The sequence below is a fragment of the Paraburkholderia sp. GAS32 genome, from assembly GCF_050434225.1.
GTDB lineage: Bacteria > Pseudomonadota > Gammaproteobacteria > Burkholderiales > Burkholderiaceae > Paraburkholderia > Paraburkholderia madseniana.
On record NZ_JBNPVS010000005.1, the window covers coordinates 319,745 to 340,213 of the forward strand.

At 62.7% G+C, this 20,469-nt stretch carries 17 protein-coding genes; 12 read left to right on the forward strand and 5 right to left on the reverse strand.

The window, feature by feature from the left end; genetic code table 11:
• Nucleotides 1-226 precede the first annotated feature (226 nt).
• Nucleotides 227-673, reverse strand: a complete 447-nt coding sequence (locus P3T25_RS08990; protein WP_154559267.1) for a hypothetical protein — start codon at nt 671-673, stop codon at nt 227-229.
• 292 nt (nt 674-965) lie between these two features.
• Nucleotides 966-1,262: a PsiF family protein gene (locus tag P3T25_RS08995; RefSeq protein WP_115783158.1), complete on the reverse strand. Its 297-nt coding sequence runs from the start codon at nt 1,260-1,262 to the stop codon at nt 966-968.
• A gap of 447 nt (nt 1,263-1,709) precedes the next feature.
• Between P3T25_RS08995 and P3T25_RS09000 the strand changes: the two genes are divergently transcribed.
• Complete coding sequence (locus tag P3T25_RS09000; protein WP_429357920.1) at nt 1,710-2,006, forward strand: YciI-like protein; 297 nt, start codon at nt 1,710-1,712, stop codon at nt 2,004-2,006.
• Between the two features lie 584 nt (nt 2,007-2,590).
• Entirely contained in the window at nt 2,591-3,775 is a 1,185-nt protein-coding gene (locus P3T25_RS09005; RefSeq protein WP_171925699.1) for a transposase, read from the forward strand.
• A 79-nt stretch (nt 3,776-3,854) separates the two neighbouring features.
• On the opposite strand, the gene P3T25_RS09010 is transcribed toward P3T25_RS09005, so the two are convergent.
• Both P3T25_RS09010 and P3T25_RS09015 read right to left on the reverse strand, forming a co-directional pair.
• A complete protein-coding gene (locus P3T25_RS09010) occupies nt 3,855-5,408 on the reverse strand; it encodes a mannose-1-phosphate guanylyltransferase/mannose-6-phosphate isomerase (RefSeq protein ID WP_154559270.1) in 1,554 nt (517 codons plus the stop codon).
• A gap of 138 nt (nt 5,409-5,546) precedes the next feature.
• On the reverse strand, nt 5,547-5,843 hold the full coding sequence (locus P3T25_RS09015) for a hypothetical protein (RefSeq protein ID WP_266257889.1): 297 nt from the start codon (nt 5,841-5,843) through the stop codon (nt 5,547-5,549).
• Between the two features lie 212 nt (nt 5,844-6,055).
• Between P3T25_RS09015 and P3T25_RS09020 the strand changes: the two genes are divergently transcribed.
• The 10 genes from P3T25_RS09020 (at nt 6,056) to P3T25_RS09065 (ending at nt 19,274) form a co-directional block, all read left to right on the forward strand.
• A complete protein-coding gene (locus P3T25_RS09020; RefSeq protein WP_154559272.1) occupies nt 6,056-7,453 on the forward strand; it encodes an undecaprenyl-phosphate glucose phosphotransferase in 1,398 nt (465 codons plus the stop codon).
• A gap of 62 nt (nt 7,454-7,515) precedes the next feature.
• Nucleotides 7,516-8,961, forward strand: a complete 1,446-nt coding sequence (locus tag P3T25_RS09025; RefSeq protein ID WP_154559273.1) for a UDP-glucose dehydrogenase family protein — start codon at nt 7,516-7,518, stop codon at nt 8,959-8,961.
• Nucleotides 8,962-9,010: 49 nt separating this feature from the next.
• Entirely contained in the window at nt 9,011-9,466 is a 456-nt protein-coding gene (locus tag P3T25_RS09030) for a low molecular weight phosphotyrosine protein phosphatase (protein WP_154559274.1), read from the forward strand.
• Complete coding sequence (locus P3T25_RS09035; RefSeq protein WP_154559275.1) at nt 9,460-10,680, forward strand: polysaccharide biosynthesis/export family protein; 1,221 nt, start codon at nt 9,460-9,462, stop codon at nt 10,678-10,680. The genes P3T25_RS09030 and P3T25_RS09035 overlap by 7 nt, the downstream gene beginning before the upstream one ends.
• A 158-nt stretch (nt 10,681-10,838) precedes the next feature.
• Complete coding sequence (locus P3T25_RS09040; RefSeq protein ID WP_429357941.1) at nt 10,839-13,037, forward strand: polysaccharide biosynthesis tyrosine autokinase; 2,199 nt, start codon at nt 10,839-10,841, stop codon at nt 13,035-13,037.
• 61 nt (nt 13,038-13,098) lie between these two features.
• Nucleotides 13,099-14,031, forward strand: coding sequence for a glycosyltransferase family 2 protein (locus tag P3T25_RS09045; RefSeq protein ID WP_154559276.1), 933 nt, complete (start codon nt 13,099-13,101; stop codon nt 14,029-14,031).
• Between the two features lie 109 nt (nt 14,032-14,140).
• On the forward strand, nt 14,141-15,391 hold the full coding sequence (locus P3T25_RS09050; protein ID WP_429357921.1) for a glycosyltransferase family 4 protein: 1,251 nt from the start codon (nt 14,141-14,143) through the stop codon (nt 15,389-15,391).
• 3 nt (nt 15,392-15,394) lie between these two features.
• Complete coding sequence (locus P3T25_RS09055; RefSeq protein ID WP_154559277.1) at nt 15,395-16,855, forward strand: glucose-6-phosphate isomerase; 1,461 nt, start codon at nt 15,395-15,397, stop codon at nt 16,853-16,855.
• The gene (locus tag P3T25_RS09060) at nt 16,852-18,111 is read left to right on the forward strand and encodes a glycosyltransferase family 4 protein (protein ID WP_154559278.1); all 1,260 of its coding nucleotides are present in this window, start codon (nt 16,852-16,854) and stop codon (nt 18,109-18,111) included. Before P3T25_RS09055 ends, P3T25_RS09060 begins: the two co-directional genes overlap by 4 nt.
• On the forward strand, nt 18,108-19,274 hold the full coding sequence (locus P3T25_RS09065) for a glycosyltransferase family 4 protein (RefSeq protein WP_429357922.1): 1,167 nt from the start codon (nt 18,108-18,110) through the stop codon (nt 19,272-19,274). Before P3T25_RS09060 ends, P3T25_RS09065 begins: the two co-directional genes overlap by 4 nt.
• A gap of 99 nt (nt 19,275-19,373) precedes the next feature.
• On the opposite strand, the gene gmd is transcribed toward P3T25_RS09065, so the two are convergent.
• Nucleotides 19,374-20,417 carry a GDP-mannose 4,6-dehydratase gene (gene gmd, locus P3T25_RS09070; RefSeq protein WP_154559280.1) on the reverse strand — a complete coding sequence of 348 codons (1,044 nt, stop codon included), beginning with the start codon at nt 20,415-20,417 and terminating at the stop codon, nt 19,374-19,376.
• Between the last annotated feature and the right edge of the window lie 52 nt (nt 20,418-20,469).

Sequence of the window (20,469 nt, forward strand, 5' to 3'; positions counted from 1 at the left end):
CCGTCGCAAGGCGCGCTGCTGTAATTCTGACCGGTGGCGGGAGGGCGTTGAAAGACGCTCGGACAGCGCCTTCGAATGGGCTTCTGACGGATCGAACCGCGCAGGGACCGGCTCATCGGCGCTCGGGTCGAAACCGTATGGAGGACCGGTTTTTACCGATTTTTCGCGTTCACGATTCGCATTGAAATCGAATTGAAAGTGTTGCCTCGATGCTGCATCCGCGTCCTCACCCATGGTTTGCCGGACTTTTGACCGGCGGGCGCCGCAGCACGCGGCGAATCATGCCGATCAATACGCCAATCAGGAACAGCGTGACGGCCGGGACGATCCAGTAGCCGACGAACGCATGCCAGAGGTAACCCATAAGCGTGGAGCGGCGCACGCTGTATTCGTTGCGGGCGTCCTGCTGGCGCGGTGCATTGGCCGCCAGCACATCGGCCGGGCAGCCGGCGGCTTGCGCCTCGTCGGGCTTGCCGCGGCAGCGCGCGGGCGCGCCGGCGGCGCGTTGTGCGTCGGTGAAATTCCAGGTGGTCAGCGCACGGTCGAGGTCGACGGCGTTATACGCCATTTCCTCCCGGATCTCGCTGACTGCAACGATCGCCACGGGCACGGCCCAGAATATGATGACGACAAGCCACCGCCTTAACCAGCGGTTTTTATGCTTCGATACCATCCTTGCCTCCGATCGATGCTCTGCAGCACCAACGACAAGATGGCGGCCCGTCTAATGTTGTGTATGGGGGTGGGCCGTCTCCGCAGCCATCATAGAAGAAAAACGGCGCGTTCGCGCGGATGGACTGCGAAGGGATAGGTCGCGCGAGGGCGGCTGCCGGGAGATAAGCGGAGACGGAGAGTGGAAGTCAGGACAGAAGGAAGACAGCGGCCGCGCCGTAAAATGGCGCGGCCCTGTTCGAGCAATACGCGGCCAGACGCGCGGCGCGTGGGCCGCGCCGATTGCCTCGTGTTTAGTTCGCCGGCGCGGACGACAGGCAGGTCTTCATGAAGGCCTTACGGTCGTCGCCTTTCTTGCCGGCGGCTTGCGTGTTACACGCCTTCATCTTGTCCTGCTGGCTCATCGGCGCGGCGGCGGCCGGCTTGGCGGACAGGCAGGTCTTCATGAAGGCCTTGCGATCGTCGCCTTTCTTGTCGCCAGCCTGCTTGTTGCAGTCGGCCATTTTCGTTTGCTGGCTGTTCTGCGCGAACACCGGCGAAACGAGGACAGTACCCAGCACCAGCGCAGCGATAGCGGATTGGATTTTCATGTGACACTCCATCGGTGGTGAAAACGTTTTTGGTCGTTCATGCGCGTGGGCGTCAACGGCGTCCAGGACCCCTCGGCACGTCGATTATGGCAAATGCTGTCTGCCAGAACGGACGGAATGGCATTCCGGTTGACAGGCGAGCACGCTGGTTTTCCCCTACGCAGCGGGGTTGGCGGCCCCCGGGGGGATAAAACGATCGAATCGCAGCAGTGCAAAAATATGTTATGCAATCCGGATTAATTGGCGAGGCGTATGCAAATGAATTAGGCCGGCGTCATTCCATATGGACGATCAAATTCTAAACATCCAATTTGCATTGCTGCAGGTGCAAATGAATAGGAAATCGGCAGAAAATCCCGTTGAAGATCATAGGGGTAGTCTTGACTGGAATTCCTGCGCCGATGCGCCGCCCGTCGTCTCAGTCACGCAAGCCAAAGGAGGCTCGCCATGCACTACCTGTTGATGTATGACCTCGTGCCGGACTACCTCGAGAGGCGTGGCGCGTATCGCGACGCCCATCTGGCTCTCGCCCGGGCGGCAGCGGAGCGCGGTAAATTGCAACTGGCCGGAGCCTTGACCGAGCCTGTGGACACTGCCGTGCTGCTCTTCAAAGGCGACTCTCCCGAAGCCGCCGAAGCCTTTGCCAGAGCCGATCCGTACGTGCTCGCAGGGCTCGTAACGCGCTGGCGCGTCCGCCCATGGATGACCGTGGTGGGTGAGGGCGCGGCGAACCCCGTGCGCTAGAAGCTAGCGCGAACAGCCGCGCTCGCACGGCGTCGAGAGGAATGCGAACAGCATGAAGAAGCGCTGTGTTCGCTTCGACGACAATCGCGTCCCGATGTCACTCAGGTGCTGTCAAAACGCTGCGCCGAGACATTCCGCAGCCGGGCGGAAATACCTTCAAAATGCATCGAAATGCGTTGTGACTCAAATGCCGATTTCGTAAATGCAATTCGCCGTCGTTGCCGCGCCATTGTGCTGTGCAATAACGCCTTTCGGCGCCGGAACCGACGGTGGTTCTGTTACGGCAATACGAAAAATGACGCAGCAAAAAGGACAAGATTGTTTCCATCCGTAACACTTGTCTCAACGATATTCACGCAAACCCTGGTGATGGTATGCTTCGTGCACAAATTCTCCCATGCACGAGTGAGACCACGTTTTGTGCTTCGCAATAGGGACAAACCGCACTAACCCAGTGCGCCATTGACCCCCAAACAGAACGTACAAAACATATTTGTGCAACCGCGGGCTGCACACGGATCGTGAAAATTGAATCCGTGGCCGCCCAAAGCCGCGGCCCGGCCAGGCTGCGTGGAGAAAACCCAATGTTTTTCGATGAGCTAAGCAATGACGAATGGGCGCTGCTGGCAGCGCTTGTCTCTGATGAGCCGGCCGTCCGTCTGAACCGACGCGGTCGGCCCCGCGCCGAACCGCGCATCGTGGCGAATGCCGTTCTGTGGATTCTGACAACTGGCGAACCCTGGTCGAAATTGCCGGGCCGCTATCCGTCGGGTCCTACATGCCGGCGCCGTTTTGAAGAATGGCAGTTGAACGGCACCCTCCTCGAGATGGTTCGGCTGTTGTCGCAAACCGGGCGTACCTTCGCGTACGTCCCGCAACCGGCGCCGCCTGTCGCGGCCAAACCGGCTGTACCTGTAGCCGAAACCCCCAGCGTGCGCGACGAAGGTCTGCGCGGTGTGTCGTGGAAGAGCCCCGAATCGTGGCAGGCGCCCGGCGTATCGAGCAGCCCGAGCAACTGGCGTTCGGCGGATCCGTTCGCCGATATCACGCGCCAGTTGTCCGGAATGACGACGGGTATGACAAACGCGCCGCCGGTGTCGCGTACGCGTTCGGCCCCCTCGGCACCTGCACCTGCATCACCCGCGGCACGGCCTGCCATGCGCGCTGGTCTGCAAGGCATGGAGGAAGCGCGGGCGGTGGACACGGCAATGCACGGTCTGGATTCGGCTATCGCGTCGGCACGCCGCACGCAACAGCTTGAAGATCAGCAGCGCAGCTCGCTGTCGATGAGCCTCGCGCCACGCGGCACGCAAGTCGCCGACCGGCGCGGCTATGTGATCTACGTGGCGGCGGAGCAGGTGCCCAACGCCATGTATCGCGCGTGGGCGGAGATCATGAAGGACGGCAAACGCGTCGAGCGTTCCGGCCTCGTCGGTCCGCGCTTTGCCGAGGCCGACGCGGCGGAGCAATACGCGCTCGAATGGGCGCGGCAGTGGATCGACCGTGAATGCCGTACGCAGGCTGCAGCCGAGGCCGCACCTGCAGTTAATGCCACGGCGGCGGCTGCGGCAGTGGCGCGTCCGTTGCCGGCCATGCGTCATGTGCCGGAGCCGGTCGCTGTGAATCACGGTGGGCCTTTGCACGGTCCGCTCAATGCATTCCGCGGACCGCTGCGCCGTTATCCCAGCGAACCGGCCGCACCCGCAACCGAAAGCAGTGCGTCAGATCGTTATCCGTCGTATCCAGAACTCATCTCCCATGCGGGGTGAGCGCGGCGGTTAGCAGTACAGCAATACCCCGCGGCCGTCAGGAGCAACAGCCGCAGGTTCCCGCTTCATTCGTTGTGAATCATTGACGTCCATACGTGTCGTCGAAACGCACGATATCGTCTTCGCCGAGATACGAGCCCGACTGCACCTCGATCATTTCGAGCGGCATCTTGCCCGGGTTCTCGAGACGGTGGGTGACGCCCAGCGGAATATAAGCCGATTCGTTTTCGGAGACGATAAAGCGCTCTTCACCCCGCGTGACGAGTGCGGTGCCGCGCACGACGATCCAGTGTTCCGCGCGGTGATGATGCATTTGCAGAGAGAGTCGCGCACCCGGTTTCACGACGATGCGCTTGACCTGGAAGCGCTCGCCGGTGTCGACGGAATCGTAGTTGCCCCACGGGCGATGCACCTTGCGATGGTTGGTCGCTTCCAGTCCGCCATCGTTGCGAATCCGTCCGACGATCTTCTTGACGTCCTGCACGCGTGATTTGTCCGCGACCAGAATCGCATCCGCCGTTTCGACCACCACGAGATCCTGCGTGCCGACGCAGGCGATCAGGCGTCCTTCCGAATGCGCGAAGGTCGAGCTTGCCCCTTCGAACATCACGTGGCCGCGCCCCACGTTCCGATCGGCGTCTTTCTCCGAAATGTCCCAGATCGCGTCCCACGAACCCACGTCCGACCAGCCCGCTTGCAGCGGCACAACCACGCCGGATGCAGCGGTCTGATCGTTGCCCAGTTGCTCCATGACCGCGTAGTCGATCGAATTCGACGGCGAGGCGCTGAACGCGTCGCGTTGCAGACGGAAGAAATCGCCGTCCGCTTTGCCGCCTGCGAAGGCCGCGTCGCAGGCTTCGTAAATCGCCGGCTGGAAGTGGCGGATCGCCTTCAGCCAGGTCGAGGCGCGCATGATGAAAATGCCGCTGTTCCACCAGTATTCCTGCGATTCGATATACCGCTGCGCCAGTTCCAGATGCGGTTTTTCGACGAAGCGATCCAGCTTGTGCGCGCCGACCTTGCCAGCCGCATCGGTGTCCGTTGCGCGAGCGTCATTAGGCGTGCCAAGCGCCGCGCCAATGCGAATGTAGCCATAACCCGTTTCCGCACGCGTCGGTACGATGCCCATCGTCACGATATGGCCGGCTGCCGCATGCTGCACGCCGGCCGCCACCGCTGCATGAAAACCGGCGCTGTCGGTCACCGCGTGATCGGCGGGCATCACGACCATGATGCCGTCCTCGTCCTGCGCGGCGATCGAAAGGGCAGCCACCGTCAGCGCCGGCGCCGTATCGCGCCCAGCGGGCTCGAGAATCAGCCGGGTCGGCTTGCCGCTCGTACGCAACTGCTCGGCCGTGGTGAAGCGCTGTTCTTCGTTGGCCACCACGACGAGTTGCTCCGCAAGCGGATGACCCGTTTCGAGCCCGTCGAGCCGGCGCGTGGTCGACTGCAGCAGCGAGTCGTCGCCGAGCAGGCCAATCAGTTGTTTCGGATGCTGCTCGCGCGACATCGGCCACAACCGTGTACCGGAGCCGCCCGCCAGAATCACGGGATGAACTTTGAGCTTGACGTTCAGGTGCATAGCTTGCGTGGACCGGGTGTCGGCGGGTGTGGCCGTAACCGGAGCTGTCATGATGGACTCCTCGAGGCTGGGTGAATGCGTCGAGTTTTATCACGAAGTAAAGAATCAATAAAAGCGCGTTAAATGGAAACTATATAAAACGTCTAATAAAATTAGCTGCTTCGTGAAGGAAAAATGTCCGAATAATTTTTAAAAAAGAAAAATTACCCGAAAAAAATCGCGGACCATTTTTTTATCCGGCGGAATGACGCAGAATGGGGACGAAAGGCGCGGCGTAAGCTTCGTAGGAAAACGGACAGCTTGGCTCAGATCCGCCTCCAGAACGGCGATAAACGGGTCTCTCAAACGCCAATTCGGTAACAATTGCCGCACAAAATTCGGAAAAAATGCTGAAAATTTGACCGATACATTTTGAGATATTTTGCTGTCTTGCAGTCCGAATTTTAATACCGCTTTATCTATACCTGTACAAGGGTATTCACTCATTTCGACACCTGTTTTCCGGATCGTCCGTTCAGGAATTTTTTTAATCCGGAAAGCGGCAGGGCAATTAACACCGGTTCAATCAGTTTCGCGCCGCGCATCGATCTGCAGGCGCGAATACCGGCGTTGCGTTCCCGGTGGCAGGACGTGATGAGTGTGACGGGAATTCAACCAACCAACGGATGGCACTTGACTGACGAACTGAGGGGCAGCGCATGCTGAGCGTTCTATCGAGAATCATCGACATCGCCATGGTCGCGCTCGGCGCGGCTATCGCGACGGCCGTGCACAGCGGGAAATTGGCGTGGCTGGACGACGTCCAAAGTGTGTCGCTCGCGTTCGACTGCCTGCTCGTGGTGGTGTTCTTTCCTGCGCTGGGGATCTATCAGTCGTGGCGCGGCAAGCCGCTGTACGACCTGCTGTGCCGCGTTGCGGGCGGCTGGGTGATGGTGGAGATCACCGGCATCCTGATCAGCTTCAGCCTGCACCGTTCGGACAGCCTGTCGCGTCTGTGGCTCCTTTACTGGGCGATCGCCACGATCGTGCTGCTGATCGTCACCAAGGTGATCGTCTATTCGATCCTGCGCGGACTGCGCCGCGAAGGCTTCAATCAGCGCGCGGTGGCGATCGTCGGCGGCGCGCCGTATGGGCGCTTCCTGATCGAACAGATGCGCAGCCGTCCGGAAGCGGGCTTTAGCCCCGTCGTGGTGTTCGACGAGGAGGGCACGATCAACCCGTATGAAGATCCGGATGCGAGCGACGCGATCGAAGGCGTGCCGGTCGAGCGCGATTACTCGCGGATGCTTCAACTGGTGCGTCAGCGTGCGATTCGCGAACTGTGGCTCGCACTGCCGATCTCGAAGGAGAAGGCGATCCATCGCTTCGTGATGGACCTGAAGAACGACTTCGTGAACATCCGCTTCATTCCGGACGTTCGCAGCCTCACGCTCTTCAATCAGCCGATGGTGGATCTGCTCGGGGTGCCGGCGATCAACCTGGCCGCCTCGCCGATCACCGATCTGCGCGTGCTGCCCAAGCGCATCTTCGACCGGCTGTTCGCGCTGGCGGCATTGACCGCGCTGTCGCCGGTGATGCTGGTGATCGCGGTGATGGTGAAGGTGAGCTCGCCAGGCCCGGTGTTCTTCCGCCAGAAGCGCAAGGGCATCGACGGCAACCAGTTCGAGATCTACAAGTTTCGCTCGATGAAGATGCACAAGGAAGAGGCCGGCAAGATCACCCAGGCGACCCGGCGCGATCCGCGTATCACCGCGGTCGGCGCGTTCCTGCGGCGCACCAGCCTCGATGAATTGCCGCAATTCATCAACGTGTTGCGCGGCGAGATGTCGGTCGTGGGTCCGCGTCCGCACGCGCTCGAACACGACGATATCTACAAGGATCTGGTGAAGGGCTACATGCACCGTTACCGGATCAAACCGGGCATCACCGGGTGGGCGCAGATCAACGGCTATCGCGGCGAGACCGATCGCATCGAAAAGATGATGGGCCGCGTCAAGCTCGATCTGTACTACATGCAGCACTGGACCTTCTGGCTCGACATCAAGATCGTCGTGCTGACGCTGTGGAAGGGTTTTGTGGGCAGCAACGCATATTGAGGCGCAGCCGCGCAACGCGCGGCCGTTCTCCTGAATCAACTCCATTTTCCGAGGTGTAATACATGAACCTGACGATCATCGGTAGTGGCTACGTAGGCCTCGTGACGGGCGCATGTCTCGCCGACATCGGCCACGACGTGTTCTGTCTCGACGTCGATCAGCGCAAGATCGACGTGCTCAACAACGGCGGCGTGCCGATCCATGAACCGGGTCTGCAGGAAATCATCGCGCGCAATCGCAAGGCAGGCCGCCTGAAGTTCTCGACCGACATCGAGGCCGCGGTCGCGCACGGCGACATCCAGTTCATCGCGGTGGGCACGCCCTCCGACGAAGACGGTTCCGCGGATCTGCAATACGTGCTCGCCGCCGCGCGCAATATCGGCCGCCATATGACGGGCTTCAAGGTGATCGTCGACAAATCGACGGTGCCGGTCGGTACGGCTTCGCGCGTGCGCGACGTGATCGCCGAGGAACTGGCCGCGCGCAACGCGAGCCACATGTTCTCCGTGGTGTCGAATCCGGAGTTCCTGAAAGAAGGCGCGGCCGTGGAAGACTTCACGCGCCCCGACCGCATCGTGCTCGGCTGCGATGAAGACGTGCCCGGCGAAAAAGCGCGCGAGCTGATGAAGCGTCTCTATGCGCCGTTCAACCGCAATCGCGAACGCACGCTGTACATGGACGTGCGTTCGGCCGAGTTCACCAAGTACGCGGCCAACGCAATGCTCGCCACGCGTATCTCGTACATGAACGAACTCGCGAATCTGGCCGACCGCGTCGGCGCGGATATCGAAGCGGTGCGCCGCGGCATCGGCTCCGATCCGCGGATCGGCTACGACTTCCTGTATGCCGGTTGCGGCTACGGCGGTTCGTGCTTCCCGAAAGACGTGCAGGCACTGATTCGCACGGCGGCCGACCATAAGGCCAATCTGCGCATTCTCGAAGCGGTGGAAGCCGTCAACGACACGCAGAAAAAAATCCTTGCGCAGAAAATCGTCGATCGTCTGGGCGAGGACCTGTCGGATCGCACCTTCGGCGTGTGGGGCCTTGCGTTCAAACCGAACACCGACGACATGCGCGAGGCGCCGAGCCGTCCGCTGATCGCCGAACTGCTGCGCCGTGGCGCGCGGGTGAAGGCCTACGACCCGGTCGCGATCGACGAATCGAAGCGCGTGTTCGCACTCGATCTGAAGGACGTGCCGCAACAGCATGCGCGCCTGTCGTTCGTGAACGAAGAGATGGAAGCGGCCGAGGGCGCCGACGCACTGGTGATCCTGACCGAATGGAAGGTCTTCAAGAGTCCGGATTTCGGTTCGCTCAAGGAGAGCCTCACCACGCCGCTGATTTTCGACGGCCGCAATCTGTACGAGCCGGACGCGCTGCTCGAACTCGGTATCGAGTATCACGCGATCGGCCGTCAGCACGCGCTGCGCAATGCGCCGGCGAAGGTTGGCGCGAACGGCCTGCCGGTCACGGTAGACGCGGCCGATACGGTCGAGGCCGGCCAGTAAGTTGGCCAATAAGCCGCCGCGCCGCCAAAGCCTCACTAAGGAGCCCGCCATGTTCGCCAACGTTCTGATCGTCTGCCACGCCAACGTGTGCCGTTCGCCCGCAGCCGAGATGCTGTTCAAGGCCCGGCAGCGCGCGCCGTCGCGGCCGTCCTCAGCGCCGATCGCGTTTCATTCGGCGGGTCTCCGCGCCACCAACGGCCACGCCATGGACCCGGTGATGCGGCGCCTGCTCGCCGAGCAGGGCGTCGCCTCCGGCATCCACTATTCGCGGCGCCTCGACCGCGAGCTCGTGCGCGCAGCCGATCTCGTGCTCGTCAGCGAGCGCGCGCAGGTGAGCGCGGTTGAAGCGCTCGATCCGGCTTCGCGCGGCAAGGTCTATCCGCTCGGCAAGTGGGAAGACGACTCCGACGTCGCCGATCCGCACGGCGGCAAGGAAGCCGACTATAGGGAGAGTCTCGTGCTCATCGAACACCTGGTCATGGGATGGCTGAAGAAAATATGCTGATGAAAAAACGCACTGCACACACATTCGCGAACGTCAATTCGAAACTCGCCGCCACGCTTTTGCTGACGTCCTTTCTGTCGGCCTGCGCCACCGCACCTGGCAATTACCTCGACACGTCCCGTCTGAAAGACGACGGCCAGCATCAGGGTCAGCAAGCTAACGAAACCTATCCGGTGCATCTGATCGACGGCCCGCTGGTTGCGGCGCAAGCTCAGGCGCAAGCCACTGCCGCGCAACAGGCGCTGCCGACTTCGCACTATAGCGATCCGTCGCAGTACGTGTACCGGCTCTCGCCGCAGGACATTCTCGGCATCACCGTGTGGGACCACCCGGAATTGACCACCCCGCAGGGCAGCACGCTGTCCGCGGGCGGCAACACCACGCAGTCGATCGGCGGCGCCTTGCAGCAGCCGTATACCGCCGCGCTGCCGGGCCAGGCCGATCCATACGGCCAGACCATTGCCCCCGACGGCACGATCTTTTTCCCGTTCGTCGGCCGCATCAAGGCCGCGGGCAAGACCGTGAGTGAAGTGCGCGATCAGTTGAGCACCGGCCTCGTGCGCTACATCCGCAATCCGCAGGTCGACGTGCGCGTGCTGTCGTACCGCGGCCAGAAAGTGCAGGTGACCGGCGACGTGAAGACGCCGGGCCCGCTCGCCATCAGCGACGTGCCGCTCACGCTGGTCGACGCGATCACGCGCTCGGGCGGCACCAACAGCGACGCCGACATCCAGCGCGTGCGTCTCACGCGCAACAACAAGTTGTACGTGCTCGACGCCAACCGCATGCTCGACCAGGGCGACACCACGCAGAACGTCATGCTGCAAAACGGCGACGTGATCAACGTGCCGGATCACAACGACAGCCGCATCTTCGTGATGGGCGAAGTGAAGACGCCGATCCAGCTGCCGATGGTGAAGGGCCGCCTGACGATCGCCGACGCGCTCACCCAGTCGGGCGGCATTCTCGACACGGACGCCAATCCGCGCCAGATCTTCGTGATGCGCGGCATGCGCGAGCATCCGACCACGCCGGACGTGTACCGCCTCGACATGACGCAGCCCGACGCGATCATGTTGTCGTCCCAGTTCCAGTTGCAGCCGATGGATGTCGTGTATGTGGGCACCGCCGCTTCGACCACGTTCAACCGTGTGTTGCAGCAAGTCCTGCCGAGCGTACAGACGTTGTTCTACCTGAAGCAGTTGACGAGATAACTGTCTGAGCCGTCGACAGGCCCGCGCCGCTCTCAAAGGGCGCGGGACCGAAGCAAACGCCGAGGCAAACGCGCAAGCACATGCCAGAGCACACGCTGAAGCCCACGCCGAAGCAACCGAAACGGGATCGAATTGTGAGCAACCAAATCTCTCCACACATGGCCGGTCCGATCAAGACCGAAGAAGAGGACGTCGTCCTCGGGCAACTGGTGCAGGTGATCCTCGACGACATCTGGTGGCTGATCGCGATCGCCGGCGTGATCGTCGCGCTGGCCGCGGCGTACTGTTTCCTCGCCAAGCCGATCTATTCGGCCGATGCGCACGTGCGGGTCGAGCAGTCCGACAACACCTCGCAGGCGCTCACGCAGACGCAAACGGGCGCGGCCATCACGACCGGCTCGACTTCGCTGCCGACCGACGCCGAAATCGAAATCATCAAGAGCCGCGGCGTAGTCGGCCCGGTGGTCCAGCAACTGAAGCTGAACTTCAGCGTCGTGCCGAAGACGATTCCGCTGCTTGGCAGCATTGCCGCGCACATGGCGACGCCGGGCCAGCCGGCGCCGCCGTGGCTGGGTCTGGCTTCATACGCCTGGGGCGGTGAAGAGGCCGACATCGATTCGCTCGACGTGGTGTCGGCGCTCGAAGGCGAGAAGCTGACGATGAAGGTGTTCGACGAACAGCACTACGAACTCTATGCAAAGAACGGCACACTGCTGCTGCGCGGCCAGGTTGGCCAGCAGGAGCAGGGCGGCGGCGTGACGATCCTCGTCAACAAGCTGGTGGCCCGTCCGGGCGAAGAGTTCACCGTGACGCGTTTTAACGACCTCGACGCGATCAGCGCGTTCCAGTCGGCGATCACCGTGCAGGAGCAGGGCAAGCAGACCGGCGTGATCCAGATCTCGCTGGATGACAAGAGCCCTGAGCACGCCGCGCTGGTGGCCAATGCGCTCGCGCAGTCGTATGTCCGTCAGCACGTGTCGAACAAACAGGTCGACGCCAGCAAGATGCTCGACTTCCTGAAGAGCGAAGAGCCGCGCCTGAAGTCCGATCTCGAACGCGCCGAAGCCGCGTTGACCGCTTACCAGCGTCAATCCGGTTCGATCAATGCGAGCGACGAAGCGAAGGTCTACCTCGAAGGCAGCGTGCAGTACGAGCAGCAGATTGCCGGTTTGCGTCTGCAGATGGCGCAGTTGACCGAGCGTTACGGCGACGACCATCCGATGCTCGTTGCCGCGCGTCGGCAGATGGCCGAACTGGAGGCGCAACGCGCCAAATACGCTGACCGCTTCCGCGATCTGCCGGCAACCGAAGTGAAGGCCGTGCAGTTGCAACGTGACGCCAAGGTGGCGGAAGACATCTACGTGCTGCTGCTCAACCGCGTGCAGGAGTTGTCGGTGCAGAAAGCCGGTACCGGCGGCAACGTGCATATCGTCGACCAGGCGATGCGCCCGGGCGCGCCGGTCAAGCCGAAGAAGGTGCTGATTCTCTCGGCGGCAGTGATTCTGGGCCTGATCTGCGGCACCGGTTTCGTGTTCCTGCGGCGCAATATGTTCAAGGGCATCGACGACCCCGACCATATCGAGCGCGCGTTCCATCTGCCGGTGTACGGCCTCGTGCCTTTGAGCGCCGAACAGGCTGTGCTCGAAAGCGGCTTCCAGCGCGGCGGCGAACGCCTGCGCTCGGTACTGGCGAACGCGCGGCCGAAGGACGTCACGATCGAAAGCCTGCGCAGCCTGCGCACGTCCATGCAGTTCACGATGTTGGACGCGAAGAACCGCATCGTCATGCTGACAGGTCCCATGTCCGGTGTCGGCAAGAGCTTCCTGACGGTCAATCTGGCGGTGCTGCTCGCGAACTCGGGCAAACGCGTGCTGATGATCGACGGCGATATGCGCCGCGGCGTGCTCGAGCGTTACGTGGGCGGTGCGCAGGAAAACGGTCTGTCGGAATTGCTGAGCGGGCAGATCTCGCTCGAAGAAGCGATCCGCGCCTCGAACGTCGAAGGCTTGAGCTTCATCTCGTGCGGCCGTCGTCCGCCGAATCCGTCGGAACTGCTGATGTCGCCGCGTCTTCCGCAATACCTGGACGGCCTCGCCAAGCGCTACGACGTGATCCTGATCGACACGCCGCCAGTGCTGGCCGTGACCGATGCGTCGATCATCGGCGCGTATGCCGGTTCGACTTTCTTCGTGATTCGCTCGGGCGTGCACAACGAAGGCGAGATCGCGGAGGCATTGAAGCGCCTGCGCGCAGCCGGCGTGCACGTGCAGGGCGGCATCTTCAACGGGATGCCGGCGCGTTCGCGAGGCGGTTATGCCCGTGGCTATGCAGCGGTCGAGGAATATCTAAGCACCTGAGCCACGAGGCTGAGCCCAGTGGGCTGATGCCAGCGCAAACACGATAGAAAAGGACATCACGATGAAAGTGACGGTACTGGTTCCGACTTACCGCCGCCCGGCCGATCTCGCGCGCTGCCTCGCCGCGCTGCAGCGGCAGTCGCGCGCGCCGGACGAAGTGGTGGTGGTCGCACGCGCCGACGACGAAGCGACCCATGCTTGCCTGCGTGATCCCGCCGTGCCGGGCACGTTGCCGCTATCCGTCGCGCTGGTGGAGGTGCCCGGCCAGGTCGCGGCCCTGAATCGCGGACTGGATGCGGCCAAGGGCGACGTGATCGCGATTACCGACGACGACGCCGCGCCGCACGTCGACTGGGTCCAACGTATTGCTGCCGCGTTCGAAAGCGATGCGCGCCTTGGTGCGCTGGGTGGCCGCGACTGGGTGCATGAAAAAGGCCGCGTGCTCGATGGCGAACGGCCGCTGGTCGGCAAGGTCACGGCGCACGGCAAGATCATCGGCAATCACCACCTGGGTGTGGGTGGTGCGCGCGAAGTCGACATCCTGAAGGGCGCCAACATGAGCTATCGGCGCGACGCGATTCGCACGATCCGTTTCGATCAGCGCCTGCGTGGCGCGGGCGCTCAGGTTCACAACGATATGGCCTTCAGCCTCGCCGTGAAGAACGCCGGCTGGAAGCTGATGTACGACCCGCGCGTGGCTGTCGACCATTTCCCGGCCGAACGTTTCGACGACGACCGGCGCGACGCGCAAACCATGGCGGCGCTGCGTAATGCCGCCTTCAACTTCCACCTGATCCTGCGCGATCAGTTGCCGCCGCTGCGCCGCGAAACCGCGTGGTGGTGGTGGACGCTGGTGGGCACGCGCGTCTATCCCGGCCTCACGCACGCCGCGCTTGCTCTGGTTTCGAAACAGGCGAGCCTGAGGCTGTCGCGCTGGCGTGCGGTGCGCACCGGCGCACATGAGGCGCGCCGCGCGTTGTCCCGGACCGCGTGAAGCCCGCGAGCGCTCACGTGTCCCAAACGTCCTGCACGTTCGTGCATCGGCACTGGCGCCTGCTCGCGCAGGCCGATGCCCCTTTCCACCGGCAGAGCGGAGTGTCTGCATGAGTACGAAAGTTCACGTTCATCTGTTTTACGGCGCCGACCCGCGTTTTTACCGGCCGGGCGATAACATCGGCTGCCTGTACGGTTATCACCATGCCGAATCCGATGCGTTCAGGCTGACCTATTCGCAAGACGCGCGCGAAAGCAAACCCGTGCGTTTGCTGCGCCGCGCGCTGAAGGCGGCGCTCGGGTTCGACTTCATCCATACGTGGCGCAACCGCGACGAGATGCTGCGCTCGGACGTGATCTGGACGCATACCGAGCAGGAATGGCTGTCCGCCGCCCTGATGCTGCTGCTGAGCGGCCGCAAGGCGGGCGCTGATGCCAGCCCCTTGCTGTTGGCGCAAAGCGTGTGGCTGCTCGATAAATGGCCTTCCTATGGGATTCTGCGCCGCTGGCTGTATCGCAAGCTGATGACGCGCGCCGACCAGTTGACTACGCTCGCCAGCGAAAACGCCGAACTGTGCCAGCGCTATTTCAATCGCGACGCGAAGCCGCTCTTATACGGCCTGAACACGCAGGACTTTCCCGTAAAGACGCCGACCGAATGGACGCCGCACACGCCGATCCGCATCGCGGCGATCGGCAACGATCGCGACCGCGATTGGGAAACGCTCATCAAGGCCTTCGGCAACGATGCGCGCTACGCGGTGAAGCTCGCGACACGCCGACGGATTCCCGCCTCGCTGCGCGCGCCGAACGTCGAGATCGCGCTGTTCTCCGGTATCAAGAAGCAGCACGAACTCTACGACTGGGCCGACGTGATCGTCGTGCCGTTGCGGCCGAATTCGCATGCCTCGGGCATTACGGTGATGCTGGAAGCGGCGGCGGTCGGCAAGCCGATGGTGGTCACCAACGTCGGCGCGTTGCAGGATTATTTTCCGGCGGGCGAGGCGGCTTACATTCCGCCGTTCAACCCGCAGGCGTTGCGTGAGGCGGTGGACCAGCTCGCCGCCTCTCCCGCGGATGCATTGCGCCAGGCGCAGGCGGCCGCCGCCGGTTTGCTGTCGCGCGATCTGACCACGCAGAACTATGCGATGCAGCACGTGAGAATTACGCAGGAGATGCTGCGGGCGTGCGCAGCGTCGCGCGGACGTGTTGTGGCCGGTGCGGCCGACGCCGATGCCGTGGCAAAGGCGCCGCGTACCCCGGCGACCGCGGCCGCGGTGAACCAGCCGGCGCGAGTTCGCGCGGGCAGCCAGGGGCAAGGCCAACGTCCTGGCCCGCGCGAATCACGCGGAGGCCTCTAAACGATGTCGACGATTGCGCGAGGCGGCGATAACGCGGAGCGGGCACTGTCCGGCGCTCGCAAGGAGTGGCTGCCGGAAGCCTTACTGTGGCTGATCACAGTGATGTTGATCATCGCGCATCAGGGCACGGTGCTCACGCTTGGATTCCCGGTGCTCGCGATCCTGACGGGCCTGTGGCTCTACTTCAAGAGCCCGGCGCGCTACATCGGCTTCATGTGGTGGCTGTGGTTCCTGAGTCCGGAGGTGCGGCGTCTCGCCGACTGGTCCAAAGGCTCGTTCACGCCCACCAGCCTGATCCAGGTCGCGCCGCTCGCGGTGACGATGATCAGTGCCTTGTCCTTGCTCCGCTACTACAAGCTGCTTTCGCAGCGGCGCGGCCTGCCGGTGCTGCTGGTTCTGATGGGGCTCGCCTACGCGTTCATGATCGGCGTGATGTCGAGCGGGCCGCTCGCCGCGACGTATGACCTCGCGAACTGGCTCTATCCGATTCTGATCGGTTTTCACATCATGGCGCACACGCGTCAGTACCCGAAGTATCGCGACACGATCGTGAGTACCTTCATCTGGGGCATGCTGGTGATGGGCGGCTACGGCCTGATCCAGTTCTTCATCATGCCGCCGTGGGACGCGCTGTGGATGCTCGGCTCGCAGATGAATTCGCAGGGCGATCCTGTGCCGATGGGCGTGCGCGTGTTCAGCACGATGAACTCGTCGGGACCGTTCGCGTTCGCGATGATGGGCGCGATGGTCTACGTGATGGCGGCGACGCATCGCGTGCGCTGGGTTGCTGCGGCGCTGGGCTTCTTTGCTTTCGCGCTGAGCCTCGTGCGCTCGACGTGGGGCGGCTGGGTGATCGCGCTCCTGATCCAACTGGTCAAGGCGAACAACAAGGTGCGCGTGCGGATCGTTGCGAGTGCGGTGCTGCTTGCCGGTCTTTGCGTGCCGCTGCTCACGGTCGGCCCGGTGGCCGAGCGGATGCAGGCGCGCCTGAACACGCTCGTCAACCTGAGCGACGACCAGAGCTACGCCGCGCGTAACGAGTTCTACGCGACCTTCGCGAAGACGGCCTTTACCGACGTCTCCGGCGAAGGCATGGGCGCGACCGGCACCTCGACCAAGCTCTCGAACGACGGCGGTCAGCTCGGCCAGTACGGCAACTTCGACAGCGGCGTGATGAACATCCCGTTCGTGCTCGGCTGGCCCGGCACCTTGCTCTACATGTCCGGCATCGTGTGGCTGGTGGTGCGCGCGGCGCTCGCGTCGTTCAAGCTGCGCAACGACAAATTCGTTTCGGCCTGCCTGAGTCTCAGTCTTGCGACCTTCGCGATGCTGGTGTTCACCAATTCGCTGGTCGGCACCGGCGGGCTGCTGCTTTTCATGAGTGTTTTTTCGATCCTATCCGCGGTGCACTACGAAAAGATGAACCGCAGACGCACGCTACTTTTCCACGGAGGCACTGATTGAGAGTCGCCATTGTCACGCACGTCGTGCGCCATAACGACGGCCAGGGGCGCGTCAACCACGAGATTGCGCGCGCCGCCCTCGAGGAAAACATCGCTGTGACGCTGGTTGCGTCGCACGTTGCGCCGGATTTGCTCGCGCATCCGAACGTCCGCTGGGTGCCGATGAAGATCGGCCGCTGGTGGCCCACCAATCTGCTGCGCCAGCAGGTGTTCGCGTTCAAAAGTGCGATGTGGCTGCGCGCACATCGCCGCGAATTCGACGTGCTGCACGTGAACGGCTTCATCACGTGGGTGCCGGCCGACGTCAACACCTCGCACTTCGTGCATAGCGGCTGGTTCGGCAGCAAGTATTACCCGTTCGGGCTCACAAAGGGCGTGTGGTCCGCGTATCAGTCGGTCTATACGCGCTGCAACGCGTTGCTCGAACGCTGGGCTTACCGGCGCTCGAAGGTGATTACGGCGGTGTCGCAAAAGGTCGCCGATGAAATTCGCGCGATCGGACTGACGCCTCATAACCGGGTCGACGTGATCTACAACGGCGTCGATACGCAAGGTTTCGCGGCTGCCACGGGCGACCGCGCGAAGTTCGGCTTGCCGGCGGACGCGTTCCTGCTGCTGTTCGTCGGCGACTTGCGCACGCCGCGCAAGAACCTCGGCACGGTGTTGCAAGCGCTCAAGCATCTGCCCGAACACGTGCAGATCGCAGTGGCCGGTTTTCTGCCGGGCAGCCCGTATCCGGAAGAAGCGAAGGCGCTCGGCATTGCGCATCGCGTGCATTTTCTCGGGCTGGTCAAGGAAATGCCGGTGCTGATGCATTCGGTCGACGCGTTCGTGTTCCCGTCACGCTATGAAGCGATGAGCCTGTCGCTGCTCGAAGCGATGGCCGCGGGTCTGCCGGTGGTCACGGCGCGCACGGCGGGCGGTGCGGAAATCATCACGCCGGAATGCGGCATCGTGCTCGACGATCCGGACGATCCCAAGGCATTGGCGGGCGCTATCGCACGTCTTGCTGACAACGACGATGCACGCCGCGCGATGGGCGTCGCCGCCAACGAACTTGCGACCGGCTTCGGCTGGGCGCGGATGGCCGCGCAATACATCGCGCTGTACCGGCAACTGGCGGGGCAGCAGAAGGACCGCCGACGCAGCGAAGCGGAAGCCACGGTGGTCGCCAAGACCGACGCGCTGACGCTGAACACGCTGGCCGGGCAGACAATCCACCACAACGCTCAGAACGCTCAGGGACAACAACTATGACCACAAGATCAATCAAATCGCTGCAGATCGGGATGCACTGGTTTCCGGAACGCGCGGGCGGCCTCGACCGCATGTACTACTCGCTGGTCGGCGCATTGCCGGGCGCGGGCGTCGCGGTGCGCGGCGTGGTGGCCGGCTCACCCAAAGTGGCTGCGGACACCGGTGGCGCGATCAACGGTTTCGGTTCCGCCGCGCAATCGCTGCCGCTGCGGTTGATGGCAGCACGCCGCGCGCTGCGCTATGAGATCAGCACCTCGCGTCCCGACGTGATTTCGTCGCACTTCGCGCTCTACACGTTTCCGGGTCTCGACGTGACGCGCGGCATTCCGCAGGTCTCGCATTTTCAGGGACCGTGGGCCGATGAGAGTCACGTCGAAGGCGCCGATTCGCTCGGCCAGCGCGCGAAGCGTTATCTGGAGCAATCGGTGTATGCGCGTTCGTCGCGGTTGATAGTCTTGTCGGAAGCCTTCGGCAAGATTCTGACTTCACGCTATCGCATCGCGCCGGACCGCGTGCGCGTCGTGCCGGGTTGCGTGGACGTCGAGCAGTTCAATCTGCCGATCACGCCGGCCGAGGCGCGTCTGAAACTGCAACTGCCGCAGGACCGGCCGATCGTGCTGGCCGTGCGGCGTCTGGTGCGCCGCATGGGTCTCGAAGATCTGATCGATGCGGTGAAGCTGCTCAAGCGCACTGAGCCCGACGTGCTGTTGCTGATCGCGGGCAAGGGGCGGCTCGAAGGCGAATTGCAGGCGCGTATCACCGAGGCGGGCCTCGAGGACAACGTGAAGCTGCTGGGCTTCGTGCCCGATCAGCACCTGGCAGCGTTGTACCGTGCGGCGAATATCAGTGTGGTGCCGACAGTGGCGCTGGAGGGCTTCGGGCTGATTACCGTTGAATCGCTGGCTTCCGGCACGCCCGTGCTGGTGACGCCGGTGGGCGGTTTGCCCGAAGCGGTGGCGGGTCTGTCGCCGAATCTGGTGTTGCCGGAGACCGGTGCGAAGGCGATTGCGGAAGGTTTGGCAGGCGCGTTGAACGGCTCACTGAAGTTGCCGGATGCCGATGCCTGCCGCCGTTATGCGCGCGAGAACTTCGATAATTCGGTGATCGCGAAGCGTGTGGCGTCGGTGTATAGCGAGGCGATCGCGGCGGGTGGGGTGCACTGAAGGGCTTTGTGACGGAATAGAAAAAAGGCCTGAATCATTGCGATCAGGCCTTTTTTCATGGAGTGACGGCTGCCCGCGCAGCCGACACTCAGGACAGAATCAGAACGTCTCGTGATGCTCGTTCCGGCCAAGGTCCGCATGAACCATCATGTGGCACAACTGTTCAAGCGTGGTTTCCGGCTTCCAGCCGAGCTTCTCGTGCGCCTTGTCCGCGCAACCGATCAGCAGATCCACTTCCGCCGGGCGATAGAACTTCGGATTCACGCGCACCAGCGTCTTGCCGGTTGCCACGTCGATACCGGTCTCACGCTCTTCCTTGCCCGACCATTCGATCTGGTAACCCGCGGCGGCGAACGCCATGCGCACGAAGTCGCGAACCGTCTCGGTGCGGCCGGTGGCGAGCACGAAGGTATCGGGTTCGTCCGCTTGCAGCATGCGCCACATGCCTTCCACGTATTCGAGCGCGAAGCCCCAGTCGCGCTTGGCGCTCAGGTTGCCGAGCTCCAGCGCATCCTGTTTGCCGAGCTTGATCTTCGCGACGGTGTCCGTGATCTTGCGGGTGACGAATTCACGGCCACGTAGCGGCGATTCGTGATTGAACAGAATCCCGCTGCTCGCAAACAGGTTGTACGACTCGCGATAGTTGATGGTCGACCAGTGCGCGAACAGCTTGGCCACACCATACGGGCTGCGCGGATAGAAAGGCGTGTCCTCGCGTTGCGGCACGGCCTGCACGAGACCGAACATTTCCGAAGTCGACGCCTGATAAAAACGGGTCTTCGGATTCAGAATGCGGATGCCTTCGAGCAGATTCAACGCGCCGATGCCGGTCACTTCGGCGGTCGTCACTGGCTGGTCGAACGAGACACCGACGAAGCTCTGCGCGGCGAGGTTATACAGCTCGTCGGCCTGCGCGCCTTCGAGCAGGCGCAGCGTCGAGCCCAGATCGGTCAGGTCGTGTTCGACCAGACGCAGATTCGGATGATCGAGCACGCCGAGCTCACGAATGCGCCAGAAATTGACCGAACTCGTGCGCCGGTACGTGCCGGTCACGTGATAGCCCTTGTCGAGCAGCAGTTTGGTCAGATAGGCGCCGTCCTGTCCGGATACGCCGGTGATGATCGCTTTGCGTGGTTGGCTCATAGCTTGCCTTCGATATTGGTAAAAGAGAAAGAGAAGTGCACTTGAAAAAGGA